General features: G+C 31.3%; 9 protein-coding genes. 3 read left to right on the forward strand and 6 right to left on the reverse strand.

The features are described from left to right. The first annotated feature begins 531 nt into the window (after positions 1 to 531). Positions 532 to 1,860: a hypothetical protein gene (locus H527_RS22225; protein ID WP_051316782.1), complete on the forward strand. Its 1,329-nt coding sequence runs from the start codon at positions 532 to 534 to the stop codon at positions 1,858 to 1,860. 54 nt (positions 1,861 to 1,914) lie between these two features. Here the strand turns inward: H527_RS22225 and H527_RS0114470 are convergent, their stop codons facing one another. From H527_RS0114470 to H527_RS0114485, 4 genes are all read right to left on the reverse strand, one after another. Beyond that, entirely contained in the window at positions 1,915 to 3,372 is a 1,458-nt protein-coding gene (locus H527_RS0114470; RefSeq protein WP_027413370.1) for an oligosaccharide flippase family protein, read from the reverse strand. A gap of 144 nt (positions 3,373 to 3,516) precedes the next feature. After that, complete coding sequence (locus H527_RS0114475) at positions 3,517 to 4,797, reverse strand: glycosyltransferase family 4 protein (RefSeq protein ID WP_308427916.1); 1,281 nt, start codon at positions 4,795 to 4,797, stop codon at positions 3,517 to 3,519. A gap of 8 nt (positions 4,798 to 4,805) precedes the next feature. Continuing rightward, on the reverse strand, positions 4,806 to 7,250 hold the full coding sequence (locus H527_RS22230; protein ID WP_051316783.1) for a YfhO family protein: 2,445 nt from the start codon (positions 7,248 to 7,250) through the stop codon (positions 4,806 to 4,808). Positions 7,251 to 7,283: 33 nt separating this feature from the next. After that, the gene (locus H527_RS0114485) at positions 7,284 to 7,553 is read right to left on the reverse strand and encodes a DUF4834 family protein (protein ID WP_027413372.1); all 270 of its coding nucleotides are present in this window, start codon (positions 7,551 to 7,553) and stop codon (positions 7,284 to 7,286) included. 61 nt (positions 7,554 to 7,614) lie between these two features. Between H527_RS0114485 and H527_RS24440 the strand changes: the two genes are divergently transcribed. Beyond that, on the forward strand, positions 7,615 to 9,321 hold the full coding sequence (locus H527_RS24440) for a transporter (RefSeq protein ID WP_229809296.1): 1,707 nt from the start codon (positions 7,615 to 7,617) through the stop codon (positions 9,319 to 9,321). 135 nt (positions 9,322 to 9,456) lie between these two features. After that, positions 9,457 to 10,575: a GNAT family N-acetyltransferase gene (locus tag H527_RS0114495; RefSeq protein ID WP_027413373.1), complete on the forward strand. Its 1,119-nt coding sequence runs from the start codon at positions 9,457 to 9,459 to the stop codon at positions 10,573 to 10,575. A 95-nt stretch (positions 10,576 to 10,670) separates the two neighbouring features. On the opposite strand, the gene capB is transcribed toward H527_RS0114495, so the two are convergent. After that, positions 10,671 to 11,930, reverse strand: a complete 1,260-nt coding sequence (gene capB / locus H527_RS0114500) for a cysteate-C-fatty acyltransferase (protein WP_027413374.1) — start codon at positions 11,928 to 11,930, stop codon at positions 10,671 to 10,673. A gap of 249 nt (positions 11,931 to 12,179) precedes the next feature. After that, positions 12,180 to 13,220, reverse strand: a complete 1,041-nt coding sequence (gene capA, locus H527_RS0114505) for a cysteate synthase (RefSeq protein WP_027413375.1) — start codon at positions 13,218 to 13,220, stop codon at positions 12,180 to 12,182. Between the last annotated feature and the right edge of the window lie 56 nt (positions 13,221 to 13,276).

Here is a 13,276-nt window from a genome sequence, read left to right on the forward strand (position 1 = left end):
GCTAAAAATGGAGAATTAAAAAATGTCCATGGCTATGGAAAAGCTATATCTTATGGTATAGAAAATATGGAAATGCAGAGTGCCTTAACCATATTTGCTGTGAATTTGAAAAGAATTTTAAAATTAAGCTAGTCCAAAATGAGACAAAACAATACCGTTTTGATTATCATACCATTTAAACTAAAATAAGCCTTTTTAAGAGAGTCCAAACAGCTTTGAGAACCTATAAACCAAAAAGAGATTTCACAAAATTAGCTCGTGAAATCTCTTATATGAACCTCTCTTTTTGAAAAGAGACTTACTTTTTCAGTAGCCTCTATTTTATTACTGTTTTTAAAACAAAAAGCATCCTACCATTCCTTAGTATACTTTTTTAAAATAATAAAGCTCTAATATTAAACATTGTATTAGAAGAAAGAAAAAAAACAAAACACTGAATATCAGTATTTTGTTTTTTTTGGCACGCTGCTTGATATTATAAAAAGTAAGAGCGAAAAATTAATTTCTATTCTTATTTTAAAACCACAGATTATGAAAAAAATTGTTATACTATTCACAGGCTTATTATTAGCATCTTTACATGTTAATGCTTCAGAAACTAATACCGAATCGTCTACTCGTTATAATAATAGTAAATCTTTCATATTTACAGAAAGTGGCGTTGAGTTTTCGATATATGCAGATGGTCAATTCGATTTTTATATCAATAGACCAAGAAACGGTGTAAACATTAATGTTAATACTCCTAGAGTAAATATAAGTTTTAATTCAGGATATGATTATGATGAGTATGTACAATATGATGATTATGGCGCTGTTGTACAAATAGAAGAAGTACCTGTGTTTTATGATTATTACGGTAGAATTATACAAGCAGGAGACGTTTATATTAATTATAACAATTATGGGCGTATATCCAGAGTAGGGGAATTATATATACACTATAATAATTATGGAAATTTCTTAAACTCTACTGGTTATATTAACAGATATAATAGACATTATCAATACAGACCATATCATGCATATTTTACAGTACCTGTAGTTACCAGATGCATTGTATACGAAAGACCATATAGAAGATATTATACGCCTTACAGATGTTCGTATACCACCTATAGAAGTAATTATTATAGTGGATATTACAGTAGACCTTACAGAAGTCGAGATTACTACAGACCATACAGTAGAGCAAACAGTTATAATAGAGGATACAGAGTATCTAGTGCACGGGATCTTGGTTATAGAACCCGAAATCACAGAACTACAATGTACCAAAGAAATGACAGAAACTATAGCAAAATTAATCGTAGTAGAAGTAATCATAACAATGTAGCTACAAGAAGTAGATCGAATGGAAATGATAGTAGAACGCGTTCTATAGCATCTAATAGTAGAACACGTACTACTACTACAAATGGACAAACCAGACAGAGATCGCAAACTACTCAAAGAAACAGATCGAATGGCAATAATAATAAAACCCGTTCTGTAACTTCTGATAACAGAACACGAAGTACTAATAAAAATGTACAAACCAGACAAAAGGTTCGATCTAACAATAGTACTCCTTCTAGAAAACAAGTACAAAGTACCCAAAGAAGTAGAAGTACTGTAGCAAATAGATCTGGTCAAAACAATAGCAGAATACAAAAACCTGCTACTAGAACAAATCAAATACAAAAACAAAGAAATTCGAGTAGAAATAACTCTAGAAATGTAACAAGCCGTTCTAATAATAGTCAATATAATAGTAAAGGAAGAACAGCTTCCAGAGTTACTACAAATACACAAAGAAACTCTGCTAGTAGAGCATCAAAGTCTAACGATTCAAGATCACGTAGCAGAAGTAGAAATTAAAAAATATTTATCTTTTTGGTTGGTTAGTTTAGAAAATCCCTTAGAGTTCAATGCTTAGGCACCTCGGGGGATTTTCTTTATAAGGGTATTAATATCTGTAGATACTCTAAGAGTATAAAAAATAAATACATATACCAAACTTATCAAAATACTTTTACTAACTATATTAAGTATAGGATGAAATGGTAACTCCCAAAAGTAAAAACCAAATGTTATACTCACAATTAATAAAATAGTCAAAAATGTTTTTTGAGAAAAAGGATGCATCTTAAATTTGGTATATACTATCCACAATTTTACCGAATTATAGCAAAAAACTGCTATAAAAGTAGCTATTGCAGCACCAGTTATACCTAAAACAGGAATCCAAAACATATTTAATATAACCGTAAGAACTACCATCCCAACTCCAACGTATAATATCATTCTGTAATAGTCTGAGCTATACAAAATAGAATTATTGTTCCCTAAAAGGTTATCAAATAATTTTGCGCTTCCGATCAAAACTATCACCCAAATAAACAAATTATAATTATCTGGTATAAATTTGTATAACTCATTTACATTACATATTATCAAAACAAAAAGCAAACCACTGGTAATCAAAAGATTTAAAGAACTTTTTTGATACAATTCTTTTAATTGCACCTTAGCTTTTTCATTAATTAACTTAGCAGTTAATGGGTAGGTAATTTGATGCATTGCTCTAGACGGAATAGAGATAACTATTGCTATAAAAGCACATAATTGGTAATCTGCCAAATTCTCTATAGGTAAATATCTTTCGATCATTGCCTTATCTATATCGATTAACAAACTTGCTACAGATCCTGCTATCAATATTAATCCAGAATATTTGAAAACAGAAATATAATTATCTGGTAACGAAAAACGTGGTTTAAATCGATGAAGTCCAAGTGCGTACATTTTCATGATTAAAGTTCTTAATAGGTAAGCTATAACCAGAGCATAAATAAATTGATGAATTGTTAAGATTTTAAAATAGACTAAAAACAAAAGTATACTTATACAGATTCTTAAGAATAATTCTTTCATTATATTGCCAAAAACACTTTTTAATTTCACTTTAGACCAAGCAAAAAACACCTCAAAATAAGATGCGGCAAATGCTAGAATATAAATAGTCCAAACATAAGGTTGCACTATTGTATTTTTATCTTCAAAAAAACTAAGAATCGTAGTATAAAACATAATACCTATTGCCCCTAAAACTAATGCTACTAATAATGGAGTAATAAGTATAACTGTTAAAAACTTATCCTGCTGTTCTTTATTTGAGTAAGAAGTAAAAAACTTTACTAAAGTATTTTGCATCCCAAATGCCATTAATGGCCAAATCAAATTTGAAGCTGTCATAAGGTATGAGATCAACCCATAATGCTCTTTATCCATAAAATAGGTAAACAAAAACAACGTATTTATAGCCCCTATCCCAAATCCAAAGCAAGTGATAATTATGTTTCTTATGGTTTGATTAACTACTACCCCCATTAACTACAGAAAATTTATATTTTAAAACTCAAAAGTACAAAATACGGGATTAGCAATATCCATTTGTTTTGACTAAGCATATTTTGAAAATGAAAGACTCGAAACTGAGTAGAATAATCGAAAATGAAAGGCTTAAATTTACACCTAAGTATTCTTTAATATTTCAGTCAAAACTTGTGTCAAATTCCTCCTGCTATATTTTTCTACCCCGATAACATGGGATTTTAATTTTTGCTCTTGAAAGTGATTAAAATACTGAAGCATTTGTGTTTTTATCTTTTCATATTCGTGATACTCAAAAAAGACTCCTGAATTTGTTTCTTTTATAATTCTGGATATATCTGCATCTGCAGGTCCCAGTGCTATAATTGGTCTTTTAGAAACCATATATTCAAATAGCTTACCCGGTATAATACATTTTGTTTCTTTACTATCAATTTCTATCAATAATAAAATCTGAGAGCTTCTTTGAATTTGAATAGCTTCGATATGAGGAACATATCCTTTAAATACTATAAAGTCAGATAATCCCGCTTCTTTTATTGAAAAAAGTACATCCTCACTAACTGCGCCAACTAATTGTAATTGAAAAGCTTCTGCAAAAGTTTTATTTTCCTGCGTTAGTTCGTACAGTACTTTCCAAAAAAGTTTTGGATCTCTTCCCTGCAATAACGAGCCTATATGCGAAACTGTAAATTTAGTATCCAAAACCGTTTCAGGGATTGATTCTTTATCAAAACCATTAGTAACCACAGAAACAGAGGTATCCGTTAAACTTTGAAACTCTTTTTGAGTAGTAAAACTAGTCACTACTATATGATCTGCCTCTTTTAAAACTTCTTTCTCTAAACGTTTATGCTTTTGTAGAGATCGCTTGGTAAGTTTTAGCTTATCATGATACCCTATAGTAGTCCAAGGGTCTCTAAAATCGGCAAGCCATTTAACACCTGTTTGATTCTTTAACTCCTTTCCTATTAAATGCACACTATGTGGAGGGCCTGTCGTTATTATGGTTTCTATTTTATTTTCTATAATAAAATCTTTCAAATATTCCACAGAGGGTTTAACCCAAAACTTGCGAGCATCGGGAATAAAAAAGTTTCCCCGTATGTATAATAAAAATCTCTGTATAAAGGATTGTTTCTCCTTACCTGCAATAATACCCTTGCTTATTGTTTTACTTTCTTTTTTTGAAAAAATCTCCGCAAATCGATAAGGTTCAAAAATAGGTTGTTTTAGTATTTCTATTCCTTTTGGAATTTCGGCTACTAAAGAACTATCTTCTAAGGGGTAAGTTGGATTCTCTGGCACATATACTACTGGCTCTATACCAAAATCTCTAAAATACTTTACAAACTTAAGCCAGCGTTGTACTCCAGGACCACCAGCAGGTGGCCAATAATATGTAATGATTAGAACCTTCAAAATATATCCTACTTTTCTTCTTTTGTAAAAGGTAATATATTCCCTGTCTTTTTATATTGAAAATACAGACCTCCTATAAGTAATAGTATAAAAAGAATAGAACTTGCTAGTGTAATAGTGCTTCCTGTTTTTACCACCTGTGGTTCGAACTTAAATTCTATTTGGTGCTTTCCTGCGGGGATAGGCACCCCTCTTAACGTATAATTTGCTTGTATCTGCGTAACAAGATTGCCATCTATATAAGCATTCCAGCCAGGATAATATATTTCAGAAAAAATAGCAAATCCTTTATCTTCATTATTAGATTCGTAAACTAAATGATTAGGTTTATGATCTGTTAAGGTTATATATGCTAAACTATCTACAGTGTATTTAGTATTGGGAACAGCCTCTTTAAAACTAGAATTAATAATTGCTTCTTTTTTTGTGTCTACTTCTTTTAAAGTTAGGATTTCATCATTTGCAGAATCTACCATTTTTATATCCGAAACAAACCATGCATTCCCGTTAGCATAAGGATTAGTTAATGCTTTTACACCATCCTCATCCTCGGTAATAATATACTTTACATTTAGCATATTCATTACTCCAACATCATTTTTGGCAAGATAAAACTCAAATAAATCCTGCATTCTTCCTGGTTTTGCAGCATGATACCCGCCTAATGCATTATGAAAGTAAGATGCTCTACCAGAGTTAAAAGGGTTTGCAGTTAAATCAAATACTCTAAAATGCCCTTTGTCTTTAAAAATTTCTTTATCTGCTTGATTTGCTACAAAAGGTTTATTAAACTCTCTTGCAGAAACAAAATTATCTTTGTTTACATATTTCCAATCTACTAATACTAAATCCAAAACGATTAATACTCCGAGCCCAATAATTAAAATGTTTTCTTTTAGCTTTCCTTTTAAATACATCCAACATCCTGCTGCAATTAATAATACAAATAATAAGGACCGTAAAGTATCTGCTGTAAATATTGCTTTTCTGTCTTCCTTAATTGCTCTTAGATAATCTGGGCCACCTTGTTCTATTAGCATACTATCTCCTAACCCACTAAAATTAAATAAGCTAGATTTAAATAATAAAAACAATAATGCTATTCCTCCTGTAATTGCTGTAGTATATTTTAGAGCATTATTTTTTTCTTCTTTAGAAACAGCATTACTAAACAATTTATGTATACCTACTATTGCCAATATAGGAACGCATAATTCAATGATTACTTGTATAGAAGAAACGGCTCTAAATTTATCATACATAGGGAAGTAATTAATGAAAAATTCTGTTAAAAAACTAAAGTTTTTTCCCCATGACAATACTAATGCTAATACCGATCCGCCTACAATCCACCACTTTAATCTTCCTTTTACTAAAAATAATGCAAAAACAAATAAAAATAGTACGGTAGCACCTATATATGCTGGTGCACCAACTATAGGTTGATCTCCCCAATAGGTAGGCACATGTTCTGTATAAGATTTTGCTTGTGTTGGAGATACCCCTAATTTTAATAACTCATCATAGGTATTAGAATTCGTTCCCAAATTTTCATAAGAGGCTCCCCCCATAAAACGAGGAATAAAAAGATTAAAACTCTCTAATTTACCATAACTATATTGTGTGATATAATCAAAATCTAAACCAGTACTCTTTTTTTCTTTACCATTAGATTGAATAGTGATACCTGTATTACCTCTTGTACTATATTTTGCATATTCATTTGTAGCTAAAAGACTTGTAGCATTAAGCAACAAAGAAAACAAAACAGCTACAACCATAATACCGATCGACTTAAAATAATCTGGTATCTCTTTCTTTTTATATGCATCTATTAAATAAGAAACTCCTAATACAAGTACCAATAAAAAGAGATAATAGGTCATCTGAAAATGGTTTGCTGCAATCTCTAATGCCATCGATAGAGTTAACAACAGAAAACCCCATATATATTTTTTTCTAAAAACGAGTAAAATCCCACTAAGTACCAAAGGCATATACCCTATTGCATGTGCTTTAGCGTTATGTCCTACTCCGATAATAATTATAAAATAAGTAGAAAATCCAAAAGCTAAACTCCCCAGAAAAGCAAGCCTATAATCTACTTTCAACACTAACAAAAGGATGTAAAATCCTATAAAATATAAAAATAAATAATCTGCTGGTCTTGGTAAAAAACGTATAATCCTATCTATTTTTTTTATATAACTATGCGGGTATTGCGCTCCCATTTGATAGGTAGGCATACCTCCAAAAGCATTATCTGCCCAATATGGTTCTTCTCCAGTTTGGTTTCTAAAATCAGTTTGCTGTCTTGCCATCCCAGTATATTGAACAATATCTCCTTGTCGCATTTTTTTACCACTTAAAACAGGGTTAAAATATGCCAGAGAAACTATAATAAAACTAAAAACAACAAGTATATGGGGCAAGAATCTTTTAATTAAAGACATGATATATGTGAGTTTACTAAATGAAAAGCCAAATTAATCAATTTCCTCATAATCGATATATTCTCCTACATCTTTATTCGAAGAATTTTGTTTTGGTTTTTTCTCGATAGTAATTTCACCATCTGTAGATTGTTGAGGTCGTTGGTTTTGGCTAAATTGTTGTTGAAATTTTTCTCCTGCCTTCTTTGTTACATACTTAAGCAATAGAGGACCAAATAAACGCGTTAATACTTTTAGCCCATAATATATCAACATTATGATGAGAATTATCTTCAATACCCCTTGCAACGATGCTTCTTGCATATCATTTTTTTTCAAAAATAATGAACTCTGGATACAATTACAGGCATACAGTCCTAAAAAAATGATAAAATCTGCTATATTTGAACCAAATCTATTGCATATGAACCCTAAGTCTATTCTGTTATTAGTTACCATATTTTTATTTAGCATAACGGTTTCTGCACAATACACTGAAAAAATTAACACTAACCGACCAGGAACTTCTCAAGGAGCTTTCTCTGTAGGGAACAATGTGTTACAATTTGAAGGAGGTTTTGGTTTTGGAAAACAAAAACATAAACTCTTAAACACCAAAACCAATGTTTTTAATTTAGATTACTCTGCCAGATATGGTCTTTTGATCGAACAATTAGAAATTAGAGTAAATGGAAGATTTAGAGCCGATGGTGTAAAGCAAACTATTGGGGCTAATGAAGAAAAGATAAAGAGAAGTAACTTTGAATTAAATACTATTGGTGCTAAATATTTAATTTATGACCCATATAAAAGACCAAAAAAAGATTCTATCAACTATGATGAATTAAAAAGTTGGAAAGCTCGTCATAAATTTAAATGGAAAAGCTTAATCCCAGCAGTTTCTGCATATTTAGGAGCAAATTTTGTATCTAAAGACAATCCTTTTACTGCACCTAATGACGATCCGTTTAGCCCTAAAATAGTGATTATGACCCAAAATAATTGGTCTACAAGTTTAAACGGAGACTGGGTATTGGTAACTAATTTTATTGTAGATAAAATTACTACAGAAGACCCTATTATTGGGTGGATTGTTACTTCTACACATACCATTAATGAAAAATGGGCTGCATTTGGGGAGTATCAAGGACAAAAAAGTGATTTTTATAGTGATAATATATTAAGGCTTGGAGGAGCATACCTTTATGATAAAGACTTACAATTTGATGCAAATGTTGCGTTTAATTTTAAAGATACCCCTTCTGTATTTACCGTTAGTTTTGGTGCTTCATATCGTTTTGATTGGCATACCAAAGATGAAATTATAGAACAACCAGGATTAGAAGGCGGTGTTAAAGAAGATGAAAAATTAAAAGAAGAACTCGAAGGTAAAGACAAAGATAACGACGAAAGAGAGTTTGATGAATTAGAAGAAGGAGAAGGTATCGAAAATGACAGTCTTAAATTAGAAAAAACTCCATTTATTAATGATTTTGAAGATGACAGTCTAAGGCAAAATATTGAAAAAGACCTAGATGAAAGAAGAACAGCGGAAAGACTTGAGAGAGAGCGTATAGAAAATGAAAAAATCTCTAAAAAAGAAGATAAAAAGTTTAGAAAAGAAGAAGCTAGGCGCCTAAAAAGAGAGGCTAAAGAAGCCAGAAAAGCTGAAAAAGAAGCAATACAAGCCGAAAAAGAAAAGCAAAAACTAGTAGATGATATTGATGCCGAATTAGATAAAATGGAAAAAGAACAAGGCGTAGATCAAGAACTACAAGACATCGATAAAGAATTAAAAGAACTTGAAAAGATGGAAAAGGAATTAGAACTCGGTGAAGAAAAGAAAAACACAAAACAAGAAGAAAAAATAGAGCAAAAAGAAGAAGATGTAGATGCTGAGTATGAAAAATATGAAAAAGAGCAAGAAAAAGCACAGAAATTAGAAGAGAAAAGACTTCAGAAAGAAGAAAAAAAGCGCCAAAAAGAAGAAAAGAAAAGAAAAAAAGAAGAAGCTAAACGCAAAAAACAAGAAAAAAAAGACAATAATACCGATACAGATCTTGATAAAGAATTAAAAGATATAGATCTATAACAATATTATACCTTAAATAACTCTTTTAAAGTAACAAAATAAAGAGATTAAGATCATATTTTATCAAAAATGATCCATCCGCATCACAATATTTAATAAAAGGATTATATATTTGTGACGAATTAGAGATGATATATGATTACGATTAAAGAAATTACTTCAAAAGGAGGTTTAACCACGTTCGTTAAGTTTCCTTTTGAATTATATAAAGACTCCCCTTATTATGTTCCGTCTATTATAAAAGAAGAGGTGGATGTAATGAATCCAAAGAAAAATCCGGTTTTTAAAAATGCGGATGCAAAATACTTTTTAGCTTATAAAAATAATAAAATCGTTGGGAGAATTGCCGCAATCATAAATTGGATTGAAGTAAAAGAGCAAAAGAAACCTAAAGTACGTTTTGGATGGTTTGATGTTATTGATGACCTTGAAGTTACCAAAGCTTTATTACAAAAAGTATCGGAATATGGTGCTCAAAACTCTTTAGAGTACATGGAAGGTCCTGTTGGATTTTCAAATATGGATAAAGCTGGTATCCTAATTAAAGGGTTTGAAGAATTAAACACCATGATCACTTGGTACAATTACCCATACTATTCTAAACATCTTGAGAAACTTAATTTTGAACCCGCAGCTACATGGGTTGAATATAAAATTAGAATCCCTAAACAAACAAAAGAAAAAGTAGTTAAGTTTGCTAAGGTTATCAAAGAACGTTATGAATTAAACCTTCTAAAGTTTAACAAAAGTAAAGAGATACTTCAGTACGCTGATGATATGTTTGACCTTTTGAATAAAACGTATAGTAGTTTACAAACTTTTGTACCTATACAACAGTATCAGATAGATATGTATAAGAAAAAATACTTACCATATCTAAATCCAGAATATATTACCTGTATTGCAGATAAAACTGGAAAACTTATAGCTTTTTCTATAGTTATGCCTTCTTTTTCTAAAGCCTTAAAAAAAATGAACGGTAAAATATATCCTCTTAGGTTTTTACATATTCTAAAGGCACAACGCAGAAATGACACCGCAGCATTTTATCTTATAGGAGTTGATCCAAAATATCAAAACAAAGGAATTACTGCCCTTATTTTCAAAGAAATGAATGAAGCTTTTTTACGAAATGGTATTGAAGTAGTAGAAACAAACCCTGAGCTTGAAGAAAACAAAGCTATTCAAGCACTTTGGAGTGGTTATGAGCATGAGCAACATAAAGTACGTAGAACATTTAGAAAAAGTATTTAAAGGTAAAAAAAAACAGTATCCACAAGATACTTAACAAGTTTACATAAAAAAAACCGCTATATTCTAGCGGTTTTTTTTATAAATATTTAACTATACTACTCCCCCATAGCTGCAGCTACAGAAGCAGAAATACGCTTATATGTTCCATTTTCTAAAAGTTCACGTATTGCAGAAAACGCATTTAAGGTTTCTTCTATATCCTGCATTGTATGTGATGCAGTAGGAATTAATCTCAATAATATTAATCCTTTAGGTATTACTGGATATACAACAATAGAACAGAATACCCCATGGTTTTCTCTTAGATCTTTAACCAAAGCCATAGCTTCTGGAATACTACCTTTTAAGTATACTGGTGTAACACAACTTTGTGTAGTACCTAAATCAAAACCTCGTTCTCTTAAACCATTTTGCAATGCATTAACATTTTCCCATAACCTCTCTTTTAACTCTGGCATTGTCCTAAGCATATCCAAACGCTTAAGAGCTCCTACTACCAGTTGCATTTGAAGTGATTTTGCAAACATCTGTGATCTTAGATTATACTTTAAATAATCAATAATCCCTTGATCGGCTGCAATAAACGCTCCTGTACTTGCCATAGATTTAGCAAAAGTCGCAAAATAAACATCTATCTGATCCTGAACTCCTTGCTCTTCTCCTGTTCCTGCGCCAGTAGCTCCAAGTGTTCCAAATCCATGCGCATCATCTACAAATAGTCTAAAGTTATATTTTTGCTTTAAAGCTACTATTTCTTTTAGTTTTCCTTGCTCACCACGCATACCAAAAACACCTTCAGATATTAAGAGTATCCCTCCTCCTGTTTTTTCTGCCATTTTCGTGGCTCTCATCAGGTTTTTATCTATACTATCCATATCGTTATGTCTATATGTATAGCGCTGTCCTTGATGCAATCTAACACCATCGATTATACACGCATGCGCATCAACATCGTAAACGATAATATCATCTTTGCTTACCAATGCATCTATAGTCGAAACCATACCTTGGTAACCAAAATTTAATAAATACGCTGCCTCTTTATCGACAAACTCTGCTAGTTCGTCTTGAAGTTGCTCATGTAAGTCCGTATGACCACTCATCATTCTTGCACCCATAGGATATGCAGAACCGTAAGCAGCTGCTGCTTCAGCATCTACTTTACGAACCTCTTCTTTATTCGCTAATCCCAAATAGTCATTGATACTCCAAGTAATAACTTCTCTCCCTTGAAACCGCATTCTATTTGATATAGGCCCTTCTAATTTAGGAAAAACAAAATATCCTTCTGCTTGATCTGCCCATTTTCCTAATGGCCCTTTATCTTTATAAATTTTATCAAATAAATCTCTCATTTATCAAAAAATTGTTTCTTATAAGTGTGCGAAAATACGGAAAATTGATTTGATGGCATAATTATATTCAAATTCACTTTTTAGAAAGTGTTATTTTATTTAAAAAAACTGTTTATAAAAGATCCTAAGAGGAATTAAAACAAAAACATAATAATTTACTGAGTAGAAAAAAACAGTATTTATAGCAAAAAAACATCCCGAATAATATCGGGATGTTTTATATAAAGTCATTGCTTATATCTCAGTTTTTTATTTTATAAACTGAACTTTAGTAGCGTCTATTTCATTTTTACTATCAAAAAAGCCTTGCTCTGTCATCCAATCATCACTAAAAACTTTACTCATATATCTCGATCCATGATCAGGAAGAATAACAATAACATTACTGTTTTCGTCAAACTCTCCTTGCTCTGCCAATTGCTTTATTCCTTGCAAAGCAGCACCACTGGTATATCCCAAAAACAAACCTTCTTTCTTAACTAACTCTCTTGCCGTATGCGCACTGTCCTCATCGCTTACTTTTTCAAATTTATCAATAACATCAAAATCTGTGGCAGTAGGTATTAAGTTTTTACCTAATCCTTCAATTCTATAAGGGTATATTTCTTCTTCATCAAACTCTCTGGTCTCGTGATATTTCTTTAGAACAGATCCATAAGCATCAATTCCTAAAACCCGTACCTCAGGTTTTTTTTCTTTTAAAAATCTGGCAGTACCCGATATAGTACCTCCTGTTCCGCAACAAGCTATAAAATGGGTTAGTTTCCCATTGGTTTGCTTCCATATTTCTGGTCCTGTGGAATTATAATGAGCATCCATGTTTAACTCATTAAAATATTGATTTATATAAACCGAACCTTTTATTTCTTCATGAAGTCTTTTTGCTACCTGATAATAAGATCTTGGGTCATCCGCTCTTACATGGGCAGGGCAAACATATACCTTAGCTCCCATGTTTTTTAGCATTGCTATTTTATCTTTAGAAGACTTTGAACTAACTGCAAGAATACAATCATAGCCTTTAATAACACTAACCATAGCTAAACTAAAGCCTGTATTACCACTAGTTGTTTCTATAATAGTATCTCCTGGCTTAAGAATACCTTTCTTTTCGGCTTCTTCTATAATATAAAGTGCTATCCTATCTTTAGTGGAGTGTCCTGGATTAAAAGATTCTACTTTTGCGTAGTAATTACCTGGAAAGTCTTTCATAATCCTGTTTAGTTTTATAAGCGGGGTATTGCCAATAAGCTCTAAAACATTATTATAAGCCTTAATTTCTTCTCTCATATAATTGTTGTTTTAACAGGTAGTGGACAAATTGAGGGAACCACATATTCTGTTAT

The organism is Aquimarina muelleri DSM 19832, from assembly GCF_000430665.1.
GTDB lineage: Bacteria > Bacteroidota > Bacteroidia > Flavobacteriales > Flavobacteriaceae > Aquimarina > Aquimarina muelleri.